Genomic DNA, 22,002 nt, shown 5'->3' with positions numbered 1-22,002 from the left:
CCCGGGGACTCCTGCCGGGGGTGGGGGCAGCACGCTGAGATGGTGGTGGATCAGCGCCGGGGCGGACAGCGCCGGGTCGAACGGCGGGGCGCCGGTGAGCAGCTCGTAGAGCAGCACGCCCAGGGCGTACAGGTCGGTCGCCGGGCCCAGCCGGCCGCCCAGGAACCGTTCGGGGGCCATGTACCGGGGAGTGCCGATCACCGTGCTGGCGGTGGCAGCTGTCCCCTCCACGATTTTGGCGATCCCAAAGTCGGTGACCTTGAGTAGGCCGGCGGTGTCGAACAGGATGTTGGCGGGCTTGATGTCGCGGTGCAGCACCCCGCGGGCGTGCGCGCAGGACAGCGCGGCGGCCACGCCCAGCCCGACCGCGCAGGCCGTCTCGGCGGTCATGCCCGCCCGGCGGCGGGTGAGGGTGCCTCCGGCCAGCAGCTCCATCACGATCAGATACAGGTCGTCGGTGGCGATGGCGTCGTGGACCCGCACGATGTGCGGATGGTCCAGCAGGTTCAGCAGGCGTGCTTCGGCCCGGCTGCGCTCCGGGGTTTCGTCCTGTTCGACGGGTAGGATCTTGATGGCGACGTCGCGGTCGAGTTCGCGGTGCCGGCCGGTCAGGACCAGTCCAAACGCCCCCCGGCCCAGGCGGACGCCGAGTTCGTAGCCGGGGAGCGCCGCCGCGATCCGTTCCTTTTCCTCGATCATGAGACGAGAGCTGTCATGTGCTGCCGGCGGCCGGCGCTCATCCCGCATCTCCCCACAACGGCATCTTTACGCTAGACGATCCTAGCTCTGTCTATTCTGCCGGAGTCTGTCCGACTGCGGCTGTGGTCGCATATCGGACACCGCCTGTTCTCCTGCCGCCGGATCAGTCGAGCGTCACGGGGAACCCGCCGTTCGTGGTCGTGGGTTGGTGCGGCTGTGGTTGCGACGCGCCCGGCGAGCACGGCCCGCCAGGGCCGCGCGCAGGCGGTCGCGCGGCGCGGGCTCGTGCCGCTTCTTGATCTCAAAACGAGAATTTCGGCAACAAGCACGGTCTGTTTCCCGCGGCTCCGGTACACGGGGTGTGCTCCTGGTGGTGCTCGTCAGTCGGTGAAGTCGACGTGGTGGCGGATGTCCCAGTGGTAGGCGTGTCCGTCTCGGCGGAGTTCGAGGAGGTCGATGCTGCTGACAGGCAGGCTGATCGGCGGGTGCTGGCGGAGTTCGGAGAGTCGGCGGATGACCTCGTCTGCCGGTGGGGTGGCGTTGCAGTAGGTGACGCTGATGTGTGGTTTGAACCGCGCGGGCTCGTCGGGCACGGCATCGGCGCCCAGAACGTCACCAATCGCCGCTCGTAGCTGGTCGCGCAGGTCGGCGACCGGCTGCCATGGGGCGGTGCGGAGGAACGCGCCTCCGGTGTACGCGGCGATCGGCCCGACCGTGAGGGTGAACGGCTTGATGTCGGCGCACCGCTCGTCCGCGGCCTTCCCGATGGCGGCGACCGTCTCGGCGGTCAGCTCGTCGGCGAAGGCCACCCCCTGCACGGTCATGTGCAGGCCGTCGATCGGTACCGGGTCGAGGTAGTCCAGGTCGGCGAGCTCGCGTTGGAATCCGGCAACGTGGTCGGTGAGCGCTTGGTCGTGAAAGACGAGGTACCACGTCAGGTAGTGCCGGTCCGGGCGCCATCCGGGCCGCCACCACCAGTGGTCGGCCATCCGTTCGGTGCGGCGGAAGGCTTCCCAGTCCTCGGCGTCCACCTGGGCTTCGTGGGAGAGCGGCACGACCACCGAGATTAGACGGCGTAACCAACGAGAGTGGTCACCGGGACCACACGATTACGCGGTAGGCAGTCTCCACGCCTTCACGGCGTCCTGCACCTGGGCGATCTCGGGGACGGTGCGCCACTGGGCGACGCTGAGCAGGAAGTCGCGGGCGCGGCGGGCGACGACTTCGGATCGAAGGTCCGCACCGACGTCGATGGCTTCACTGACCAGGGCTCCGGCGCGGTCGGGCTGGGGGTTGGGTCCGGCGAGGTAAGTCATGCTGGCATCGACGAGGGTGAGCGCGTGGCTGGCGGTCGACCCGGCGGCGGCGAAGATGGGGATCGCCTGGTCGGTGAACTCCCGGGCTCGGTCAGGGGCGCCAGCGGCGAGGTAGGCGGACGCGGCGTTGCCGGCGATGCGGGATGCGGTGAACGGGTCGAAGGAGAGGAAGTAGCCGACCGGGTCGGTGTCCTCGATCTTGGCGTGGGCGGTCAGGGCGCGGCCGACGGCTTCGTCTACGCCGTGGACGTCGCCGAGCTTGCCGAGGGTGCGGGCTTCGCCGCTGATGGCGAGTCGGATGCTGGCAGGGCCGCCGCGGGCGTAGCGCTGTCCGTCGCGGGCCAGGTCGAGGGCCTCGCGGTACCGGCCGCCGTAGTAGGCGATGAAGCTCTGTGTCCCGCGTACCCATGCGGCGAGATCGTTGTGTCCGGCGGTCTTGGCGAGGCTCATGGCCTCGTTGCAGTAGGCGCGGGCGACGAGTTCGTTTCCGAGATCGAACGCGAGATAGCCGAGCAGGCCGGAGAGCTTCCCGCCGATCGCGTACAGCTCCCGGCGCTGGTCGGGGTGCTGGTGCCCGGTCATGAGTTCGGCGAGCCACCGGCGTTGCTTCAACGCGACCGGGTAGACGGTGGCAGCATCGCTGGTCTCGTACCGGCGGCCGACGACCTCAATACTCGTGTCCAACTGGTACAGGGCGTCGTCGTCGACGTTGGACGCGGCGAAGAGCTGCATCCGCCGGGTGACTTCCTCCAGCTCCTCGTCGATCGCCCAGAGCGTGCTGGCCGCGAGCACCGTGCGCCGGTTCGGCCCCGTGCCGGGTGCCGTCTCGGCGTCCGGTTCGGCGGATTCGGGTGCGGCCAGGCCGAGACGGTCGGGTGGGATCCCGAGTCCCGCGGCGAACTTCTCGAAGTTCTCGATGGTGAGGACCTGCCGCTTGCCGCTGAGAATCATGCTGATGGACGGCTGCGGCACGCCGGTCATGGCCGCGATCTGCGACTGTGACGCGCCGGTCCACTTCCGGTAGATCATCAGCACGTTCCGCATGTCGCGGGCGGAGAGGGCCTGGGCCATCTCGGGGCGGTCCCACAGGCCCGTCGGTGCGGTGGGTAGCGGACGGCGTCGGGTCATGACAGCTCCCATCCAAGAAACGGATGTGTGGCGTGGTGGACCGTGTACCGTCCGCCAGTCTATCCACGCTGAGTATTCAGCCGCATATCTATTCCGAACCGCTCGATGACGTCAGCGTACGTCCCGGCTGCCCCGATTCCGCGGTCATCGTGTCCACGGCGGGGCTGACCTCCGTGAACAGGCACGAGAGGAGAGGCGGCATGACGGATGCGCTTTCGAGGCGAACACCGGCGCCGGACGCGGTGCTGTTCGGTGTGGTCCGATTCGAGGCGGGAGGTTCCCGCCGGGTTCGGGACACGGTGATCACGTTCCGGTCGGCGGCGGACGCGGATTCGTTCGCGGTGGAGCGGGGCTGGTCGGACTATCAGGTGACCCCGCTGCGGTTCTTCGTCGAGGAACGGTCGGCGGGGCAGGGTGACTGGATGATGATCGGCGGAAAGGTGGAACACCTGGTCCGCCGGCACAGGGGTCGAGTCCTGTGACCGCGCCGCCGTCCTCGCTGACGACGGGTGGTCGGTATCGGCCGTCGGTCGCGATGCTGCCGTGGCGCGAGGATGCGTGGGCGCTGACGATCCAACCGGGCTCGGACGTGGTCGACCTGCACCGGGCGGTGGAGGGGATGCCCGCCGGTGTGGAGCTGAGCGCGGTGCACGGCGGTATGGATGTGATCCTCGTGTACCGGCCGCGGGTGAATCTGGCGGGGCGTCGGCGGCTGGTGACGTTGAACGGGTCGGCGCTCGACATGCCGTCGGGGCTCCCGGGCCGGTCGCGCTGGTTGAGCGCTGAGGGGCAGGACGCCTACCGCGCGGGGTTCACCGAGGCGGTCGCGGCGGTCCGGCTGTTCCTGACCCGTCCCGGCTCGGACGCCCCGGACGGGGCCGGGGCCGACCTGGACGGGGTGTTTCCGCCGGGCTGAGAGCGTTGTTCGGCTCGGGTGCGGGCCGGATCTGGTGGCTACTGTGCTGCCGGGTCCGGCCCGCTGTCATGTCCGGCTGCCACGGTGGGGCGGGCGTAGGCGGGTTGGCGGAGCTGGGCGCCGATCTCGGCGACACCGCGTTCGATCCGGAGCAGGACCTCGAGGATCTGCTGATCCACCGGCAAGGGGCGGAGCGGCACCTCGTCGGGCCTCTCGCCGAGCAGGACGGTCAACAGATGATCTTCAGGCCATCCCAGCGCGCGGGCGATGGCGGTCAGGGTCGCGTCCTGGGCGCGGCGGCTGCTGGTCCCGCGCTGTAGCTCCCGCAGCGTGGCGACGGACACCCCGGACGCGGCGGCAAGGCCTTGTTGCGTCATCCGCCGGCGTCGCATCCGCTCGGTGATCGCCGTGCCGACAGCCGGCCAGTCTTCCCCTGCCGTCGTCTCGCGCACCATCGTTGATCAGCACCCCCGAATGCTTGTCGCCCGTCAAACAGTAGTTCCCGCGGTGAGCTGTCGGGAAGATTGCCACGAGCCCGGGGGCGTTTTTATATCGAGGCGTTATCCATAGGCGTATAGAAGCTTGGCGAGCGCTCGGCGAGCGGTGCATCGTAGGTGGCGCCCGACAGGCCCCGGGCTCACCCGGGGCGGGGCTGACCCTACGGAGGTCGACTATCCATGGCGGTACCGCGGCGTATTCCCGTGCGTTTCGAGGACGTGTTCCCGGCGGGGGCGTTCGTTCTCGGGGTGGAGGCGGCGAACGACTACGAGAAGTCCAAGGCCGGTGTCGCCGACCCGCAGGAGCGGGACCCGAACACCGGAGAGCGGATCTGGACGGTGCGGGTTCTTGACCCGGACCCGGCGGCCCGGCAGGCGGAACTGAAGGTGAAGGTCCCCAGCCAGGTTCAGCCGGTGCTGCCCGAGGCGCTGCCCGGGACACCGTTCCGGCCGGTGCTGTTCGAGGGCATGACGGTCACCCCGTGGGTGGACACGAACGGCCAGTTCCCCAAGCAGGCGTACGCCATGCGGGCGTTGCGGCTCCGCCCGGTGGGCCCGGTGCGCCGGCAGCCCGGGGTGGCGGCGTGACCGGCGACGAGGCGAACCGGCCGTCGTCGACGCACCTGAGCGTCCACGTCGGGACGGACTGGCGGGTGCTGTGCCACACCTACCCCGACCGTCCGCCGATCCTCTCCCTCGACATCAACCGGGCGGCGCTGACCCTCGCCGCGGCCGATGGCGCGGTCACCCCGGATCACCTTCGGTTCGCTCGGAACCTGCTGGCGGCCGTGAACACCTACGTTCTCGACTGCGAGCGCATCCATCTCGCCGAGCAGGGCGCGGGTAACCCGCCCGAGGAAAACGCCGCCTAAAACGCGGCCCGTTCCACCCGCACATAACGGCCCCGGAACCGGAAACGCCGACTCCGGCTCGCCTTCCTTCCCTTCGCATGCTCGTGGTTTCGTGCGCCCTGAAACAGGTGGTATTTGTCATGTCCAGAATCAACGGCGATCGGCGGATGCCGAGCATTCCGTCCCGGCCCGACCGGGTGCGGGTTCCACTGTGGATGTTGCTGCTGGCGGTGGCGGGTAAGGGGCTGGTAATCGGGGTCCGCTGGTGCTGGCGGCACCGGGTCGCCGTCCCGATCGCGGTCGGCCTGCTGCTGTTCGTCCGTCGGTGCGGCCCGCTGGGCCTGGTCGCGCTGCTCGTCGGCGTGGCCGTGGTTGCGGTCGTGTGGCGCCGGGTGCATGCGCGGTCGTTCGGCTGGCTGGCGCGGTGGGTGTGGGGGCAGATCCGGTTGACGGTCGTCTACCGGCGGCGGTGGCGCCCGACGATGGTGCACACCGACCTGGCGATCCGCATGCCCACGTCGAACGCGGATCAGGTGACCTTCGACGAGTACTTCCCGCGTATCCGCGGGATCCGCTCCACCCGGGCGGTGGACGTGCTGCGGGTGGAGCTGCTTCCCGGGCAGACCCCGGAGCAGTGGGCGGAGCAGGCCGAAGCGTTGCGGCACGTGTTCCGGGCCCGGCGTTGCCAGGTGCAGGCGGAAGCGCACCGGTTCGTCCGGCTGCACTTCCACCACCACGACACCCTCACCCGGCCGGTCGGCCCCGTCGACCTCGACCCGTCCGACCCGCACAGCTCGGACCCGACGTGGGAAGAGGACGACGGGGCCGTGTCCGATCCGCTGGTCGAGCGGCTCGGGGCGGTCCCGGTCGGCCGGCAGGAAGACGGCGCGCTGTGGGCGCTGCCAGTGCGGGGGACGCATCTGCTCGTCGCGGGTGCGACCGGGGCGGGGAAAGCGTCGGTGATCTGGTCGGTCATCCGCGGTCTCGGTCCGGCCGTTCGCGCGGGGCTGGTGCAGCTGTGGGTGTGCGATCCCAAAGGCGGAATGGAACTCGCGTTCGGGGAACCGCTGTTCACCCGGTTCACCACCGACGCGGCGTCGATCGCGGATCTCCTCGACGACGCCGTGACCGTCATGCAGGAGCGGGCGGCGCGGCTACGCGGGCGGACCCGGCTACACACCCCGACCGCCGGCGAGCCGCTGATCGTGGTGGTGGTCGACGAGATCGCCTCGCTGACCGCGTATGTCACCGACCGGGACATCAAGAAGCGGATCGGCGCGGCCCTGCCGCTCCTGCTCTCCCAGGGCCGGGCGCCCGGGGTCGTGGTCCTGGCGGCGGTGCAGGACCCGCGTAAGGAAGTGCTTCCGTTCCGGGACCTGTTCCCGGTCCGGGTCGCGCTGCGCATGGCCGAACCCGAACAGGCCGATCTCGTCCTCGGCTCCGGCGCCCGGGACCGTGGCGCCCGTGCGGAGGAGATCCCCGTGTCGCTGCCCGGGGTCGGCTACGTGCTCCACGAAGGACACCCCGAACCGATCCGGGTCCGGGCCTCGTTCGTCGACGACACCGAGATCAGCCGCACGGTGTGGACCTACCGGCCCGCACCCGCGGCCGGCGGCGGGTGGACACCGGACCTTGCCCCCTACCTCGACGACACCGTGATCGACGGCATCGCCGTCGACCGGGCCTGGTGGGGGGATGTGGCATGACCGGCCCGGCCGGTGACCCGCCCGACCTGGCCGCCCCGGTGCCGGTGCTGCCGATCTGCGCCACCTGCGGGCACTTGCGCATCACCCACCGGCGGGGACGGTGCCGGGCCGACATCGTCCCCGGGCTGGCCTGCGGCTGCTCCCGCTTCCTCGAACCTTCCGCTGACCGTCTGGACCTCGACGCTTCGGAGGACCGTCCCGCGTGACCGCCCCCCTCCCCGATCTGATGATCCCCGGCGGACCTGCCGGGCGTGACGATCGTGACGATCGCCCGGGTTCGCGGGCGGCCCGGATGCGGATGCCACTCGCCCGGCACGTCGTCGAAGCGGTCGCGGTCGAAAACGGGGTGTGCGTGCGGCCGATGCCAATGCGGCGCACGAACCTCGACACCGGCGAAACCGAGATCATCCCCGTGCCCTGCGGCGCCACCCTGGCGAGCAAGTGCCCGACCTGCGCCGAGAAGGCTCGGCGACTGCGGATGGCGCAGTGCAAGGCAGGCTGGCACCTCGACGACGAACCGCTACCCGACCCGGACCCGCCCACGGACGAGGCGAAAATCCTCGCCGGATTCCGCGCGGACCTCGAAACCGCTCGGCTGGACGCGGAACGCGACAGCGACCCGGCCGGCGTCGCCGAGATCGACGCACTCATCGGCCAGGTGGACGAGGAACTCAACGCCCTGGGCGTGCGCGGGAAAGCCGCTCCGGATGACCGGGATCGTGCTCGCCGTGCCCGGTCGACCCGCCGGCGGCAGGACGCCCCCGACCTGCCCCGACTGCCCGTGGAGAAGCGCACGGTCGGCCGGACCTACGAAGCGGCGGACGGCACCACCTGGCGCCCGTCCATGTTCCTGACCCTGACCTGCGACACCTACGGACGGGTCAACAGCGACGGCGCTCCGGTCGATCCGGGCTCGTACGACTACCGGCGGGCGGCCCGCGACGCGATCCACTTCCCGAAGCTGATCGACCGGTTCTGGCAGAACCTCCGCCGCGCGGTCGGCTGGGACGTCCAGTACTTCGCGACCTTGGAACCGCAACGACGGCTCGCACCCCACCTGCACGCGGCCATCCGCGGCACCGTCCCCCGGATCCTGCTCCGGGAGGTGGCGGCGGCGACCTACCACCAGGTCTGGTGGCCGCCCTGCGACCGGCCGGTCTACGGCGACGGCCACCTACCGGTCTGGGACGGCGACGCGGCCGGCTACCTCGCCCCGGACACCGCCCGTCCCCTGCCCACCTGGGACGAGGCGCTCGACGCCATCGGCGAGGACGACGAACCGGCCCACGTCGTCCGCTTCGGCCCGCAACTGCGCGCGGACGGCGTCACCGCGAACTCGGCGAACACCGGCCGGATGATCGGCTACCTGACCAAGTACCTGACGAAGAGCCTCGACGCCTGCCACGCGGCCACCACCGACGCCCAGCGACGCCACGTCGACCGGCTCGCGGACGCCCTGCGGCACGAACCGTGCTCCCCCACCTGCGCGAACTGGCTGCGCTACGGCGTCCAACCGAAGAACCCGAAACCGGGCCTCGTCCCCGGCCGCTGCCGTGGCAAGGCACACCGGCGGGAGACCCTCGGGTTCGGCGGCCGGCGGGTCCTCGTGAGCCGCAAGTGGTCCGGCAAGACGCTCACCGACCACAAACACGACCGGATCGCGTTCATCCGGCAGCAGCTCGAAACCCTCGGTCAGACCGGCACCGGACCCGCCGCGACCGACACCGACCCGGCCCGCACCGTGTGGACGCTGCTCCGTCCCGGCGATCCGGCCGCACCGCGCCGCGAGCACCTCCTCTTGCAGGCCGTCGCGCAACGCCACGCCTGGCGCACCCAGCTCGACGCGGCCCGACGCGCCACCGGCGGCGACGTTCCGGCAACCGGCCCACCGGCGACGGCCCACGCTGCCTGATCTTCCGCCCTGACCACGTGGAGAGCGTCCATGAGCAAGTTGCTGCTGACCGTCGACGAAGCCGCCGCGCTGCTCGGTATCGGCCGTAGCACCGTGTACGACCTGATCCGCGGCCGCCGGCTCGAATCCGTCCGCATCGGCCGCGCCCGGCGGGTTCCCCGTACCGCCGTTCTCGCCTACATCGACCGGCTACGCGGCGACGGAGAAGCAGCGTGAACGGCCGGCGGTTCGACGCATGGGCGCGGGGGCCTCCCGATCGCCCGGAAGTTCGGCAAGGCGGTCCCGGCGGGTGCTGGAACACCCAACCGGGACCTGAGACCCCACCCCTGCCTACGACAGGAGCAAAGCCCTATGCCCATCTTCTCGTCCGGCGGCTTCGGCGCGTGGCGCACCCCCGGCAACGGTGACTCCCCGTTCGTCGCCACACGCTCCCTCGACGACGGCACGCTCGCGCTGACCGTTCACCCGGGCGCGGACGTCGGCGACCTGACGGCGATCCTCACGACCCTGCCCGCGGACGCCTTCTTCACCGAGCACTTCGGCGACGTCGAAACGACCCTGATCTTCCAGCGGGTGCCCGGGGATTCGGCAGTCGCCCCGGCGGTCGTCATGCCCTCGGCGGGCCCGGCGGCGGCGAGCGTCACGCACCCATAGCGGCTCCCCTGCCTGCCCTCCCCCACATTTTTCCCCGTTCTCTGGTAGCGCTTGAAGCTGTCGGGGTGTCGGACGTGTCCAGGGTCGGCCGCAGGCCGATCGCGTCAGCGACGCGAAGCGCCCTGGACGCGGCCGGCGCCCCGACAGACCATCCCAGCGCCAGAGAACGGGAACCCCACCGGAACCGGGCAGCGCAACCCGACCCCGTGCGCATCCCTCCCGTTCTTTCGGCAAGGAGAACACCCATGCCCAGCAACACCCCCGGTCCGTCGAACGGCCGGCGCAAGGAGCGCAGGAAGCGCGCCAACGGTCAGGGCTCGATCTACCAGCGGGCGGACAGCCTGTGGGTCGGCGCGGCCTACGTTCTGATGCCCGACAGCACCATGAAGCGGCGGCCGGTCTACGGCAAGTCGGAAGAGATCGTCCGCGCCAAGCTGACCGAACTCCAGTCCAACTCTGACCAGGGCATTCCGGCGGAGGCCACCGGGTGGACGGTCGAGAAGTTCCTGACGTACTGGCTCGCGCAGACGGTCAAGCCGAACGCCAAGCCGGCGACGTACCACGGGTACGAAATGATGGTCCGGGTTCACATCTGCCCGGTGATCGGCAAGAAGCGGCTGAACAGACTGACCGCGGCGGACGTCCGGCTCTTCGTTCGGCAGATGGAGAACTCCTGCCTGTGCTGCCGGCGCGGCCTCGATGCCCGACGGCGGGAGAGCGACCGGCGGTGCTGCGCGATCGGCCAGTGCTGCCAGTCGTTCCCATCCCGGCGGCTGGTGCAGCAGGCTCACTCGGTGCTGCGTAACGGCCTACAGGCGGCTGTCCGCGAGGAACTGCTCCGCCGGAACGTCGCGAAGCTGGTGAAGATCACACCACCGCAGTACGGCATCAACCGCGGCCTGACCGTCGACCAGGCGCGGGCATTGCTCGACGCGGCGGCCGGTGACCGGCTCTACGCGCTCGTGGTCCTGGCGCTCTTCCTCGGCCTACGCCGCGGGGAGCTCCTCGGTCTCCAGTGGTCGGACCTCGACACCGACCGCGGCACCCTCACGATCCGCCGCACCCTCCAACGCACCGGCCGCGCGCTCCGCCTGGTCACCCCGAAGACGGACACGTCGTTCCGCACGCTGCCGCTGATCGGCTTCGTCGCCGACGCCCTCACCGAACACCGCAAGCTCCAGGACACCGAGCGGAGCACCGCGGGCACCCGCTGGGTGGACACCGATCACGTGTTCACCACGAAGATCGGAACCATGATCGAGCCAGGCAACCTGCGGCGCACCTGGGAACCGCTCCGACAGGCGGCCGGCCTCGAAGAGGTGGTTTTCCACGGCCTCCGGCACACCTGCGTGACCCTGCTCCTGAACCTCGGCGTCCCGCCCCACACCGTCCGCGAGATCGCCGGCCACTCCGCGATCGAGGTCACAATGACGATCTACGCGCACTCGTCGATGGCAGAGAAGCGCACCGCCCTGGCCCGACTCGACGACCACCTGATCGGCAGCTGATCAGCGACTCCCCCGACGGGCGGCCACCGTGCGCGTTGCTACAGGCGTTGCTACAAACGGCCAATTTTCCCGGCCCCAGAGGCGCCGCAGGCGCCCCGTCGGGGGGCTCGGGGGGTCGTCCCCCCGGCTAGCATTGCGGCTGTGCCGCAGTCGATCCGAAGGATCGGCAAGCACGCGGAACCAGCGCGTGGGCGCGGCAGGGATCGAACCTGCGACCACTCGCTTGTAAGGCGAGCGCTCTCCCGCTGAGCTACGCGCCCGGGGTGGATGCCCAGCCTACGCAGGCATCGTCCGTCCGGTGGCACGGCCGATCGCCGGATCGGTGAGGTGACCGTGCCCGGTCGCAACGTTAGCGGATGATCCCGGATCGTGGGTCAGGAAACCGGGCGCGGTCGCCCGAACATGCGGGTGAGGGCTGCGTCCACATCGGCGGCGAGGTCGCCGCTGAGGGCACGCTCAGGCCCCTCCACGGCTGGTTCCCCGCCATGACGTCCCGCGGAGGCGTTGGGAGTGTCTGTGGCGGCCGGCTCGCCCCTGTCGGCGGCGAGGTCGCCGCTGAGGGCACGCTCAGGCCCCTCCACGGCTGGTTCCCCGCCATGACGTCCCGCGGAGGCGTTGGGAGTGTCTGTGGCGGCCGGCTCGCCCCTGGCGGATCCTGCGGCCGGCGGGCGCAGAGCACCGGTTGTGGTCTCTGGCACGTCGGAGGCGGTCCGCGACGGTTCGGGGATGAGTGAGGACAGTCCGGGCGTGACTGAGAACGGTTCGCGAGCCGATGAGGGCGGTTCAGGGGCTGGCGAGCGCCCGGCGGGCTGCTGTTCGGAGGATTTCCGCGCGCCGCAGGCCCGGCAGAACACCGTGCCGAGGGCCTTCGCCAGGTGGGTCGAGGCGCAGCGGTCGCAGCGGTCAAGGATCTTCTCCCACTCCGGGGAGGGGCGGCAGGTCGGGCAGACCAGGACCTGTTCGCCGCCGACGACCGCGCGTTGCCAGGGGCTCGCGCCCCGGACTGGGTCGGTCTGTCGCGTACTGCAGCGGAAACACGGCATGAGGTTCCCCGTCCTCGAAGACCGGCGGCGCACGTCGCCCGTGCCATGCCACGCCGGGACCCCCGCGAGGTGTCCCTGACTCGGGAACACCTCGCGGGGGTCCGACGGGCGAGGCGACCCGGCCCGCCGCTCGCCGGGACTACAGCGAGGCGAGGGCCTTGAGGTACTCGGCCTGGTCGCGTGCGTCCGGAATGTTGTTGACGACCTTCCAGCGCACCTTGCCCTCCTTGTCGATGATGAAGGTTCCGCGGAGGGAGATGCCCTTCTCCTCGTTGAAGACCCCGTAGGCCTTCGCCACCTCGCCGTGCGGCCAGAAGTCGGCCAGCAGCGGGAACTCGTAGCCCTGCTGGTCGGCCCAGACCTTGTGCGCGAAGGAGGAGTCGACGGAGATGGCCAGCACCTGCACGTCGTCGTTCTGGAAGGAGGCCAGGTCGTCCCGGACGGAGCACAGCTCGCCCTGGCAGACGCCGGTGAAGGTCAGCGGGTAGAACAGGAGCACCACGTTGCGGCGGCCCCGGAAGTCGGACAGGGTGACGACCTCGTTGTTCTGGTCCTTCAACGAGAAGTCGGGGGCGACGGCTCCGACGTCGACGGTCACGAGCTCTTCCTCTCGATTGCGGTTGGTTTTCGCGTCCTGCGGTGCTGTTCGACCTCTCGGTCTTCGCGACCTGTCGGTCCTCTCCGCCAGCATGCCACCGTCGGCCACGGCCTTGCGCTCCGGCTGCGGCCGGTGTGCCGGATCCCGCGGGCAGGCCGGGGCGGTGGGCAGCGGCGGCGCTACGACACGGATGCGATGGTGAACAGGATGAGCACACAGGGGGAACACATCGGGGCGGGTACTCGGCAACGGCACTCGAAGATGTAGAGACCCGAAACGGCTCCAAGGCGTGCCCGGCCGGCCGCGGATGGCACTTTTCCGGTCAGCGAAGCCACAGGAAGGCGCGGGAGCCGGTTTCCGGGACTCTGGTGCCCTAGTCTGACCGGTCAACGACCGCGGCGAGCTAGTCGTGCCGGACAACGACAGAGGTGACCGGGCGGAGTGTGCTTTTTCCGGCCGTTGCCCCGGCTCGCGGCCACGCCGCGGACGGGGCCGCACAGTGGCGCGTCGGGCGTCCCGCGGATGCCGACAGCAGGGAGGTCGTGACCACCTTGACCGATCACATGCCGCCGTCCGGCCCACCTGGCTGGGGCCCGGGCGGCCACGGAAGCCCCGGCGGACAGCCGCCCGGGCCCGGCGGTGCCTTCGGATCGTTCCCGGACGGCCCTCCTGGAGCACCGCCCGGAGGCCCGCGCGGGTTCGCCGGCGCGGCCGGGCCGGCGGGTGCGCCCGGTCCGGCCCCGGGTGGTCCGGGCGGCTACCCGCCGTTCCCCCGGGAGGGCTCGAATCCCTACCCGCCCCATCCCGGGGCCGGGCAGACCTATCCCGTGCCGCCCGGATACGGGCCGCCGCCGGCCGGTGTGCCGCCGGTCGGAGCCGGCGTCCTCGGTAAACGGCGCAATCCGTTCGGGGTGTGGCTCGGCCTTCCGCTGATCACTCTCGGGATCTACGGGTTCGTCTGGGTGTACAAGACCAACAAAGAGCTTGCCGCCTACAACTCGCGGATCAAGGTCAACCCTACGCTGTCGCTGCTGGCCTTCCTGATCGGCTGGGTGCTGATCGTCCCGCCGTTCGTGGCGGCGTGGCGGCTGGGGACGCGGACAGCGGAGGCGCAGCGCGCCGCGGGCCTGCCGGAGATCAGCCCGGGGATCGCGTTCCTGCTGTGGCTGATCGGCGGTGGGCCGCTCTATCTCCAGTTCGAGATCAACAAGATCTGGAACCGCTACCCCGGCGCGGTCGAAGGCCAGCAGGTGCCGCTGAGCCGCTGAGCCGCACGGCGCAGCGGACGAGAAACGGGGCACCGCGGGCTGTGACGGCCCGCGGTGCCGTACCGCTGATCATTCAAGTGCGGATGCCGGCCGGGCGGGCGGCACACGGACCTGGCGCTGGGCATGGCGGAAGGACCGTCGGCAAGCACGTCACACCGATCGGTTGCGACCCCGACTGGGGAGATCGCCGCCGCTGAGGCCTCGGACGCGCGCGGGCGCCCGGGGCCTCAGCGGTGGCGGACCCGCTGGGACTTCGGGGCGGCCAGCCGCATTCCGGCCCATTCGGCCGCGACGCTGACGGTGCTGGTCTGGACGAGGCCGGCGGTCGGCACGGCGTCCAGGACGTCGCTGGGCTCGACGTGGCCGTCACGGCCGGCCTTCGGGGTAAGCAGCCAGATCACGCCGTCCTCGGACAACTGCCTACGCGCGTCGATGAGGGCGTTGGCAAGATCACCGTCATCCTCGCGCCACCAGAGGAGCACGACGTCTACCACGTCGTCGGAGTCCTCCGGGACGAGGTCGGTGCCACTCGAGGTCGTGACCGCGTCCAGGAGATCCTGGGCGATGTCGTCGTCCTCGTTGAGCGACTGGACCAAGGTGCCGGCCATGACTCCCAGACGTTCCGCACGGCGCTGACCCTCGGCGTTCGCCGCGGTCGGACTCACCCTCCGCTACCTCCTGCTCGTCTACACGACGCTCCGCGGTCGCGAGGCGCCCCGGTCGTGGGCGGACCGGTTCGGCGACGATCCGCTCGCGCGACCCGCCGTGGGCCTAGTCCACCGGACCATGCGGTGGGTGCGCAAGTGCCACGCCGGGGGTTGTGGACAAGCAGGGGGATGCCGGCCGTTCCACAACGATCTCCGCTGACACAATCTCGCTACCCCGGGGCCGCCTCGTCAACCCGTCGTACGAAACCCGCCGACATGATCCCACCATCAGTCCAACCTGCGGGTATGTGATGTCGGACGTCTCCTGGCCGTTCCGATGATCCCAGGTCCGGCACCGGGGTGGGCGCACTGGCCGGACTTTGCCCGCCGGACGGGGCCGACCGGCCCGGTCAGCCCGGCAGGAAGGAGAACCGGACGGTCCGCTCGGGGTTGTCCACATTTAGGTCGACAAGCGCCACCGACTGCCAGGTACCGAGCGCGAGCCGCCCGTCCAGGACGGGAACGGTCAGGGACGGCGGGATGATGGCTGGCATCACGTGTGAGCGGCCATGCCCGGGCGAGCCGTGGGCGTGCCGCCAGCGGTCGTCGGCGGGCAGCAGGGCGGCCAGGGCGGCGAGGAGGTCGTCGTCGCTGCCGGCGCCCAGCTCGAGGATGGCCACGCCCGCCGTCGCGTGCGGGATGAAGACGGACAGCAGCCCGTCGCCCCGGCCGGCGACGAACTCGGCCGCCGGCTCGGTGAGGTCGACGACCCGTTCGTCGCGCCCCGTCCGCACCGTCATCGTCTTCGTCTCCACGGTGGCGTCCCTCCCTCGGCGGGCGTCCACAACCCGGGCGCACGTAATCCCAACCATCCCGCACCTGCCGGTGCGACCGCCTGCACGCCACCCCGACGCCTGGGTGGCCGTCCGGGTCCGAGGGCTGCGTCCAGGTGCTGCTCAGACGGCCGTCGCGGCGTGTTCACCGGCGCGCCACCACCTCGGGGACAGACCGCGAACAACCGCGTGTGCCGATCCAGTTTCCCTACCGCACAGTAGGCAGGGCGTGCGTGACGACCGTGTCGAGACGGAGCACGATAGTGAGAGGGCATCGGCACAGGAGCTAACGGAGAGCAGGAGTAGGCGTGGCGCAGGACACAACGCGGAAGTTCTCGGTCATCACCGACGGGCTCCCGAGCCAGTTGCCGGACATCGATCCGTCCGAAACCAGCGAATGGCTCGAGTCGCTCGACGCGGTGATCGAGGAGTCCGGGCGAGGCCGGGCACGGTTCCTCATGCTCAAGCTCCTCGAACGGGCACGCGAGAAGGCGGTCGGGGTACCGGGCCTGACCAGCACCGACTTCATCAACACGATCCCCCCCGAGCAGGAACCCTGGTTCCCGGGCGACGAGCACGTCGAACGGCGGATCCGGGCGTACATCCGGTGGAACGCCGCCATCATGGTCAGCCGCGCGAACCGTCCGGAATATAATGTCGGCGGCCATATCGCCACATATGCCTCGAGCGCGAGCCTGTACGAGGTCGGCTTCAATCATTTCTTCCGGGGCAAGGACCACCTGACCTCCTCCCCCGGCAGCGATTCCGGGGACCAGATCTTCATCCAGGGGCACGCCTCCCCCGGCATCTACGCCCGCGCGTTCCTCGAGGGCCGTCTCACCGAGGCGCAGCTGGACGCGTTCCGCCGCGAGGGTGAGCCGGGCGGCCTGTCGTCCTACCCGCACCCGCGGCTGATGCCGGACTTCTGGGAGTTCCCGACGGTGTCGATGGGCCTCGGCCCGATCGACGCCATCTACCAGGCGCGGTTCAACCGCTACCTGCTCAACCGCCAGATCAAGGACACCTCCCGCAGCAAGGTGTGGGCGTTCCTCGGCGACGGCGAGATGGACGAGCCGGAGTCGATCGGCGCCCTCGGGGTCGCCGCCCGCGAGGAGCTCGACAACCTCATCTTCGTGGTGAACTGCAACCTGCAGCGCCTCGACGGGCCGGTCCGCGGCAACGGCAAGATCATGCAGGAGCTGGAGTCGCTGTTCCGCGGCGCCGGCTGGAACGTCATCAAGGTCGTCTGGGGCCGTGACTGGGACCCGCTGCTCGCCAAGGACACCGACGGCGTCCTCGTCCACCGGATGAACACCACACCCGACGGCCAGTTCCAGACCTACTCGACCTCGTCGGGCGACTACATCCGGGAGCACTTCTTCGGCGCCGACGCCCGGCTGCGCCGGATGGTCGCCAACCTGGCCGACGAGGATCTCAGCAAGCTCTCCCGCGGCGGGCACGACTACCGCAAGCTGTACGCGGCCTACAAGGCGGCCACGGAGCATGCCGGTCAGCCCACCGTGATCCTCGCCCACACGATCAAGGGCTGGACGCTGGGCAAGGACTTCGAGGGCCGCAACGCCACGCACCAGATGAAGAAGCTCACCAAGACCGAGCTCAAGGAGCTGCGCGACCGGCTCTACCTGGAGATCCCCGACTCGGCGCTGGACGGCAACCTCCCGCCGTACTACCGCCCGGGGCCGGACTCCGAGGAGATCCAGTACATGCGGGAGCGCCGGGCGGGGCTCGGCGGATCGATCCCGCGCCGGGTGGTGCGGGCCCGCTCGCTCTCCCAGCCGCCGAAGTCGATCTTCGACGAGCTGCGGCGGGGCTCGGGCAAGCAGCCGGTGGCGACGACGATGGCCTTCGTCCGCCTGCTCAAGGACCTGATGAAGACCAAGGAGATGGGCGCCCGGTTCGTGCCCGTCATCCCGGACGAGGCGCGCACCTTCGGCATGGACGCGATGTTCCCCACGGCGAAGATCTACTCGCCGCACGGGCAGCGCTACGAGGCCGTCGACCGGGAGCTGCTGCTCTCCTACCGGGAGTCCGAGTCCGGCCAGATGCTGCACGAGGGCATCAGCGAGGCCGGTTCGATGGGCTCGGTGATCGCCGCCGCGACGGCGTACTCCACCCATGGCCAGCACATGATCCCGGTGTACGTCTTCTACTCGATGTTCGGCTTCCAGCGGACCGGCGACCAGATGTGGGCGCTCGGCGACCAGCTCGGCCGGGCCTTCCTGCTCGGCGCCACCGCGGGGCGCACGACCCTGAACGGCGAGGGCCTGCAGCACCAGGACGGCCACTCGCTGCTGCTGGCATCCACGAACCCGGCGTGCGTGTCGTACGACCCGGCGTTCGCGTTCGAGATCTCCCACATCGTCCGCGACGCGCTTGACCGGATGTACGGCGAGCGGAACGAGAACGTCTTCTACTACCTGACCGTCTACAACGAGCCGGTCCCGCAGCCGGCCGAGCCGACCGGGGTCGACCCGGCCCAGATCATCGCCGGCATGTACCGGTTCCGTACCGCCGACGCGCTCACCGGCGGCGAGGGGACGCCCGCCACGGCCGCCGAGAGCTCCACCACGGCGCAGGCGCAGCTCCTGGCCAGCGGTACCGGCATGCGCTGGGCGCTGGCCGCCCAGGAGATGCTGGCGGCCGACTACGGCATCGCCGCCGACGTGTGGTCGGTGACCTCGTGGAACGAACTGCGCCGGGAGGCGCTGGTGTGCGAGCGGCGCAACCTGCTCAACCCCGAGCAGCCGCCGGCCGTGCCCTACGTCAGCCAGATCCTGGACGGCGCGCCGGGCCCGGTCGTCGCGGTCTCGGACTGGATGCGCGCCGTCCCCGACCAGATCTCGCGGTGGGTGCCGCAGCAGTACACCTCGCTGGGCACCGACGGCTTCGGCCGCTCCGACACCCGGGCGGCCCTGCGGCGCCACTTCAACGTCGACGCCGAGTCTGTGGTCGTGGCGACCCTGGAGGCGCTGGCACGAACGGGTGATGTCGAGCAGGCCACGGTGGACGACGCCATCCGCCGGTACGGGCTGCGCAAGGACGGCGCCGGCGAGACCGCTCTCGGCAGCGGCGCCGTGGAGGAGGACGACCAGCCGGTCTCCGGCTGACCGGGCGCGGCCGGCCAGCCGGCCGCGGCCTCAGCGGCCTGCCCGGTCCACGGCGGCTGGACGGCCCGTGGCGGCGGCTGGGAGCGGCCTGTGGCGGCCGCCCGGACCTGGCCCGCGGGGCTTCCGAGACACTCGGGGCCCCGCGGGCACCGGTGGCGGACGTGCCGCCCGCGACACGGCGTGACGACGTTCGCCACCCTCGACACCACTGTGTGTAACCGAATGTGGCACTAACTCTTCGTGTTCACGGAGCTCCGGCCGCGCACCGGCTACCATCTGTACTCCAACGGTGCCACCAGCACAGCACTCCGTGTGACAAGCTGTCACCGGCAATCGGTTCCGGATCGTCACCGGCGACACTATTGTCTCGGGAGTGACATCCACGGCCGACGGCCAGGCGACGCTGTCGCGCGTCGGCCAAGGGTCGGCCAACCGCCGCGGGACGTCCCCCACGGCGCACGGCACCGTGCCGCGGCACCGGCCCGTCGAGGGCAGGAGCGTGGCCGGCGTCGCGTGGCCGGAACGCGGAGCATCCGGTTCGCGGAGCCCGCGGCCGTCCGGTGATCCGGACGGCGCTCGGTGGGGCCCGTCGCGACCTGGTCGCCACGAGATCGAGGAGGAGCACGTGACGCGTGTCCCGAGGACCACCGGTCCGGCCGCCATCATGGCGGCCACCCGCCAGCCGGGCCGGCAGGCATGATCCTCCGGGCCCGCCGCATCGAGCGGCTGGAGGAGCATCCGAACCTCCGCGGGATCCTCGGCATCCTGGCGCAACTCGTGCACACCTCCGACAGCGAGCTGGTGGCACTGGCCTCGCTGTGGCGCAACTCCGGTCAGCTCGCCTCGGCCCGGGACAAGGCGCTCGCCCCCGACTCCCCGCTGATCGTCGAGGTCCTGGCGGCCTTCGACGCCCTCTCCGCCATCTACGCGGATGATCTGGCCGGCGCGGAGTACGTCACACTCGACCCCGCGATCACCGCGACCGCGCTGCGCGCGATGCGCGACGCGCTCGCCGGCGCCTACGCGAAGCCGATCCTGAACCGCTCCGAGTACACGGCGCTGCTGCGGCCGTGGCGCACCGTGTACCCGCGGGTCCGCTCGCACGAGCCGGATCTGGGCCCGGCCGCCGCCGACGTGAAACGGGTGCTGGCCACACTGCCGCGGCTGGCCCGCCGCTGCCACGACCAGGCCAGCCTCGAGGTCTTCGACGGCCTGCTCACGACCGTGCTCACCCGCGACGACGACGCCCACCAGATCGCGATGGAGCGGGCCTTCGACAGCGCCGTCCTGACCGGGCGACGGCGGGTGTGGACGCTGGTCCGCCGCAGCGCCGCCGAGGGGTTCTGGCGGCTGTGCCCGGCCTGCCGCCGGCTCGCCACGGCGCCGGACTCGTCCTCGGACGAGCGGGTCATGGAGCTGTGCGCCGACCTGGCCTGCGCGCTGCTCGTCGAGGACCTGCTCGACCCCGAGGTCTTCGCCCGGCTCACCACCCCGCTGCGCGCACTGGTGCCGCTCCAGAGCCCTCCCGGGGACTGACCCGGCACCCGGTGCCGCCCCCGGGGCACCGCCCCCGTCGTCCGGGTCTACCCGGGCCGGTAGACGATGAGACGGGCACCGCTCGTCGTGACCGCGATCCGGCGGATCCCCTCGGTCACCTCGCCGTCGCTGGCGAACGGCAGCGGGGACGGCTGGTTGGAGGAGATCCGCACCCGTTCCACCGTCCGCTGCTCGTAGACCCGTGACCGGCCGAGACGTCCGGTCAGCACCGCGCCGACGAGGCGGAGCCGGGCCAGCGGCGCGGTCGCGTCGACGACCCGCAGGTCGAGCAGGCTCTCGTCGAGGCGGGTCCGGTATGTCGGGGCGAACCCGTCGGGCAGGTAGCGGCCGTTGCCGACGAAGACGAGCCAGACCCGGCGGGTGACGCCGTCGATCTCGACGTCGAACGGCGGGTCGCTCCACAGCACCCGACTCAGCGCGATGATCATCGCCGGCCACTTGCCGATCCGGCGCTCGAAACGCTCCCGGATGCCGACCATGTCCGGGTAGCCGCCGAGGCTGGCGGTGTTCACGAAGATCCGGCTGAACCGGGAGTCGGCCGCGCCGATGCCGTCGACCCTGCCGACGTCCACCGCGACGGCCGTGCCCTCGCGGACCGCCTTGATCGTGTCGCCGGCGCTGTTCAGGCCGACGTCGGCGGCGAAGTGGTTGAGGGTGCCGGCCGGGAACACCGCGAGCGGAAGGCCCCGGGCGAGAGCGGCCGCGGCCGCGGCGTTGACCGTCCCGTCGCCGCCGGCGACGCCGAGGACCCGGCTGTGCGCGGCGACGCGGTCCAGGGCCTCGGCGACGTCCTGGTCGGGGCCGACCTCGACGACCTGCGCGCCGGGCAGGTCGGCACGCAGGACGGCGACGAGCTCGGCGTGGTGACCGGCGCCGGACCGGGCGTTGACGACCACACCCAGGCCCGTCCCGTCCGGCAGGGCCGGGGCCCAGGCGGACGCCGGCCGGGCCCGTGCCGGCGACCAGGGGCGCCGCGGCATCACCTTCGTCGTCAGCAGCCCGGCGCCGATGCCGAGCGCGGCGCCGGCCACCACGTCGCCCGGGTAGTGGGCACCGACGTAGACCCGGGAGAAGGCGACCGCGGACGCCAGAGCGACCACCGGGACGGCCGCCGCGGGCGCGTCGAGCGCGACACCGGTGGCGAAGGCGGCCGCCGAGGCCGAGTGCCCCGACGGGAACGAGAAGGTCGTCAGGTCACGGCGCAGCCGGCGCAACGGCGGGATGCCGTGTGTCGGCGGCCGGCCCCGGCGGAACAGGAGTTTGGCCGGGCCGTTGGCGACGGCGCTGGCGACGCCCAGGGCGAGCAGGCCGCGCATCGCCGCCGGGCGGCGGCGGCCCTTCGTCGCGCCCAGCGCGCCCGCCACCCCCCACCAGAGCATGCCGTGGTCGGCCGCGTGGGAGAGCCGGGGCAGCAGCGGGTCCACCAGCGGCCGGGCGCCGGCGATGGCGGAGAACATCGCGCGGTCGACCGTGATGAAGGTGTGCACGAAACGCCGGCCGATCGCGACGTCGTGCCGGACGAGCAGGCGGGCCAGGTCGCCGACGCGGGGCAGATCGCTCTCGCCGACCAGGTCGCGGGAACGGTCACGGTCACGGGTGCGGGAACGGTGAACGGGCCGCGGAATCCGCCGCATGGACGTCACGCCGGAACCGTACCCGTTCGTCCCGTGTGCGGGCGGGCGCGCGCGGCGATCCGCCGGGAAGGCGGAACGCCGGCTCAGGGCACCGGGTCGGGTCCGGG

21 protein-coding genes and 1 tRNA gene are annotated in these 22,002 nt (G+C 71.3%); 13 read left to right on the top strand and 9 right to left on the bottom strand.

Features of this window, described 5'->3' with window-relative positions; all coding sequences use genetic code 11:
* The 3 genes from FMEAI12_RS06010 to FMEAI12_RS06000 form a co-directional block, all read right to left on the bottom strand.
* Positions 1 to 699, bottom strand: a 699-nt coding sequence (locus FMEAI12_RS06010) for a serine/threonine-protein kinase (RefSeq protein WP_146776643.1), incomplete at its 3' end; no start/stop codon positions are given.
* Positions 700 to 1,079: 380 nt separating this feature from the next.
* The gene (locus FMEAI12_RS06005) at positions 1,080 to 1,754 is read right to left on the bottom strand and encodes a 2'-5' RNA ligase family protein (RefSeq protein WP_235013750.1); all 675 of its coding nucleotides are present in this window, start codon (positions 1,752 to 1,754) and stop codon (positions 1,080 to 1,082) included.
* Positions 1,755 to 1,808: 54 nt separating this feature from the next.
* On the bottom strand, positions 1,809 to 3,143 hold the full coding sequence (locus FMEAI12_RS06000; RefSeq protein WP_112105277.1) for a helix-turn-helix transcriptional regulator: 1,335 nt from the start codon (positions 3,141 to 3,143) through the stop codon (positions 1,809 to 1,811).
* A gap of 200 nt (positions 3,144 to 3,343) precedes the next feature.
* Here FMEAI12_RS06000 and FMEAI12_RS05995 point away from each other — a divergent pair, with 200 nt between their 5' ends.
* On the top strand, positions 3,344 to 3,625 hold the full coding sequence (locus FMEAI12_RS05995; RefSeq protein WP_112105276.1) for a hypothetical protein: 282 nt from the start codon (positions 3,344 to 3,346) through the stop codon (positions 3,623 to 3,625).
* Positions 3,622 to 4,059: a hypothetical protein gene (locus FMEAI12_RS05990; protein WP_235013749.1), complete on the top strand. Its 438-nt coding sequence runs from the start codon at positions 3,622 to 3,624 to the stop codon at positions 4,057 to 4,059. The genes FMEAI12_RS05995 and FMEAI12_RS05990 overlap by 4 nt, the downstream gene beginning before the upstream one ends.
* A 38-nt stretch (positions 4,060 to 4,097) precedes the next feature.
* Here FMEAI12_RS05990 and FMEAI12_RS05985 read toward each other — a convergent pair whose 3' ends face one another.
* The gene (locus FMEAI12_RS05985; RefSeq protein ID WP_112105275.1) at positions 4,098 to 4,514 is read right to left on the bottom strand and encodes a helix-turn-helix domain-containing protein; all 417 of its coding nucleotides are present in this window, start codon (positions 4,512 to 4,514) and stop codon (positions 4,098 to 4,100) included.
* Positions 4,515 to 4,736: 222 nt separating this feature from the next.
* Here FMEAI12_RS05985 and FMEAI12_RS05980 point away from each other — a divergent pair, with 222 nt between their 5' ends.
* The 8 genes from FMEAI12_RS05980 to FMEAI12_RS05945 all read left to right on the top strand — a co-directional run bounded on the left by FMEAI12_RS05980 (position 4,737) and on the right by FMEAI12_RS05945 (position 11,187).
* Entirely contained in the window at positions 4,737 to 5,144 is a 408-nt protein-coding gene (locus FMEAI12_RS05980) for a plasmid replication, integration and excision activator (RefSeq protein WP_112105274.1), read from the top strand.
* Complete coding sequence (locus FMEAI12_RS05975; protein ID WP_112105273.1) at positions 5,141 to 5,428, top strand: hypothetical protein; 288 nt, start codon at positions 5,141 to 5,143, stop codon at positions 5,426 to 5,428. Before FMEAI12_RS05980 ends, FMEAI12_RS05975 begins: the two co-directional genes overlap by 4 nt.
* 119 nt (positions 5,429 to 5,547) lie before the next feature.
* Positions 5,548 to 7,113 (top strand): FtsK/SpoIIIE domain-containing protein, encoded by a 1,566-nt coding sequence (locus FMEAI12_RS05970; protein ID WP_112105281.1) that lies wholly within the window; start codon positions 5,548 to 5,550, stop codon positions 7,111 to 7,113.
* The gene (locus tag FMEAI12_RS05965) at positions 7,110 to 7,319 is read left to right on the top strand and encodes a hypothetical protein (RefSeq protein WP_112105272.1); all 210 of its coding nucleotides are present in this window, start codon (positions 7,110 to 7,112) and stop codon (positions 7,317 to 7,319) included. Before FMEAI12_RS05970 ends, FMEAI12_RS05965 begins: the two co-directional genes overlap by 4 nt.
* A 20-nt stretch (positions 7,320 to 7,339) precedes the next feature.
* Positions 7,340 to 9,025 carry a replication initiator gene (locus FMEAI12_RS05960; protein WP_112105280.1) on the top strand — a complete coding sequence of 562 codons (1,686 nt, stop codon included), beginning with the start codon at positions 7,340 to 7,342 and terminating at the stop codon, positions 9,023 to 9,025.
* A 30-nt stretch (positions 9,026 to 9,055) separates the two neighbouring features.
* Entirely contained in the window at positions 9,056 to 9,241 is a 186-nt protein-coding gene (locus tag FMEAI12_RS05955; protein WP_112105271.1) for a helix-turn-helix domain-containing protein, read from the top strand.
* 135 nt (positions 9,242 to 9,376) lie between these two features.
* On the top strand, positions 9,377 to 9,679 hold the full coding sequence (locus tag FMEAI12_RS05950) for a hypothetical protein (RefSeq protein ID WP_112105270.1): 303 nt from the start codon (positions 9,377 to 9,379) through the stop codon (positions 9,677 to 9,679).
* A 245-nt stretch (positions 9,680 to 9,924) separates the two neighbouring features.
* The gene (locus FMEAI12_RS05945; protein ID WP_112105269.1) at positions 9,925 to 11,187 is read left to right on the top strand and encodes a site-specific integrase; all 1,263 of its coding nucleotides are present in this window, start codon (positions 9,925 to 9,927) and stop codon (positions 11,185 to 11,187) included.
* A gap of 188 nt (positions 11,188 to 11,375) precedes the next feature.
* Here FMEAI12_RS05945 and FMEAI12_RS05940 read toward each other — a convergent pair.
* Positions 11,376 to 11,447: transfer RNA gene (locus FMEAI12_RS05940), tRNA-Val, on the bottom strand.
* Between the two features lie 922 nt (positions 11,448 to 12,369).
* On the bottom strand, positions 12,370 to 12,828 hold the full coding sequence (locus FMEAI12_RS05930) for a peroxiredoxin (RefSeq protein ID WP_020459470.1): 459 nt from the start codon (positions 12,826 to 12,828) through the stop codon (positions 12,370 to 12,372).
* A 542-nt stretch (positions 12,829 to 13,370) separates the two neighbouring features.
* Here FMEAI12_RS05930 and FMEAI12_RS37845 point away from each other — a divergent pair.
* Positions 13,371 to 14,096 (top strand): DUF4234 domain-containing protein, encoded by a 726-nt coding sequence (locus tag FMEAI12_RS37845; protein WP_235013748.1) that lies wholly within the window; start codon positions 13,371 to 13,373, stop codon positions 14,094 to 14,096.
* 227 nt (positions 14,097 to 14,323) lie between these two features.
* Here FMEAI12_RS37845 and FMEAI12_RS05920 read toward each other — a convergent pair whose 3' ends face one another.
* Together FMEAI12_RS05920 and FMEAI12_RS05915 are read right to left on the bottom strand one after the other, a co-directional pair.
* Positions 14,324 to 14,761 carry a DUF3052 domain-containing protein gene (locus tag FMEAI12_RS05920; protein ID WP_020459468.1) on the bottom strand — a complete coding sequence of 146 codons (438 nt, stop codon included), beginning with the start codon at positions 14,759 to 14,761 and terminating at the stop codon, positions 14,324 to 14,326.
* A gap of 392 nt (positions 14,762 to 15,153) precedes the next feature.
* Positions 15,154 to 15,558: a YjbQ family protein gene (locus FMEAI12_RS05915; protein WP_235013747.1), complete on the bottom strand. Its 405-nt coding sequence runs from the start codon at positions 15,556 to 15,558 to the stop codon at positions 15,154 to 15,156.
* A gap of 326 nt (positions 15,559 to 15,884) precedes the next feature.
* Here FMEAI12_RS05915 and aceE point away from each other — a divergent pair, with 326 nt between their 5' ends.
* Together aceE and FMEAI12_RS05900 are read left to right on the top strand one after the other, a co-directional pair.
* Entirely contained in the window at positions 15,885 to 18,704 is a 2,820-nt protein-coding gene (aceE, locus tag FMEAI12_RS05910; RefSeq protein WP_112105268.1) for a pyruvate dehydrogenase (acetyl-transferring), homodimeric type, read from the top strand.
* Positions 18,705 to 19,400: 696 nt separating this feature from the next.
* Positions 19,401 to 20,240: a hypothetical protein gene (locus FMEAI12_RS05900; RefSeq protein WP_071061852.1), complete on the top strand. Its 840-nt coding sequence runs from the start codon at positions 19,401 to 19,403 to the stop codon at positions 20,238 to 20,240.
* 47 nt (positions 20,241 to 20,287) lie between these two features.
* Here FMEAI12_RS05900 and FMEAI12_RS05895 read toward each other — a convergent pair whose 3' ends face one another.
* Positions 20,288 to 21,895, bottom strand: a complete 1,608-nt coding sequence (locus FMEAI12_RS05895) for a bifunctional phosphatase PAP2/diacylglycerol kinase family protein (RefSeq protein ID WP_112105279.1) — start codon at positions 21,893 to 21,895, stop codon at positions 20,288 to 20,290.
* Positions 21,896 to 22,002 lie beyond the last annotated feature (107 nt).

It is taken from the genome of Parafrankia sp. Ea1.12, assembly GCF_900465275.1.
GTDB classification, from domain to species: Bacteria; Actinomycetota; Actinomycetes; order Frankiales; family Frankiaceae; genus Parafrankia; species Parafrankia soli.
This window is presented reverse-complemented; position numbering and strand designations above follow the sequence as displayed.

Coding starts and splice junctions, on each gene's coding strand:
- FMEAI12_RS05970 (WP_112105281.1), top strand. CDS start 5,548: ATGTCCAGAATCAACGGCGATCGGCGGATGCCGAGCATTCCGTCCCGG.
- FMEAI12_RS05965 (WP_112105272.1), top strand. CDS start 7,110: ATGACCGGCCCGGCCGGTGACCCGCCCGACCTGGCCGCCCCGGTGCCG.
- FMEAI12_RS05980 (WP_112105274.1), top strand. CDS start 4,737: ATGGCGGTACCGCGGCGTATTCCCGTGCGTTTCGAGGACGTGTTCCCG.
- FMEAI12_RS05945 (WP_112105269.1), top strand. CDS start 9,925: ATGCCCAGCAACACCCCCGGTCCGTCGAACGGCCGGCGCAAGGAGCGC.
- FMEAI12_RS05985 (WP_112105275.1), bottom strand. CDS start 4,514: ATGGTGCGCGAGACGACGGCAGGGGAAGACTGGCCGGCTGTCGGCACG.
- FMEAI12_RS05960 (WP_112105280.1), top strand. CDS start 7,340: ATGATCCCCGGCGGACCTGCCGGGCGTGACGATCGTGACGATCGCCCG.
- FMEAI12_RS05995 (WP_112105276.1), top strand. CDS start 3,344: ATGACGGATGCGCTTTCGAGGCGAACACCGGCGCCGGACGCGGTGCTG.
- FMEAI12_RS05950 (WP_112105270.1), top strand. CDS start 9,377: ATGCCCATCTTCTCGTCCGGCGGCTTCGGCGCGTGGCGCACCCCCGGC.
- FMEAI12_RS05895 (WP_112105279.1), bottom strand. CDS start 21,895: ATGCGGCGGATTCCGCGGCCCGTTCACCGTTCCCGCACCCGTGACCGT.
- FMEAI12_RS05955 (WP_112105271.1), top strand. CDS start 9,056: ATGAGCAAGTTGCTGCTGACCGTCGACGAAGCCGCCGCGCTGCTCGGT.
- FMEAI12_RS06000 (WP_112105277.1), bottom strand. CDS start 3,143: ATGACCCGACGCCGTCCGCTACCCACCGCACCGACGGGCCTGTGGGAC.
- FMEAI12_RS05900 (WP_071061852.1), top strand. CDS start 19,401: ATGATCCTCCGGGCCCGCCGCATCGAGCGGCTGGAGGAGCATCCGAAC.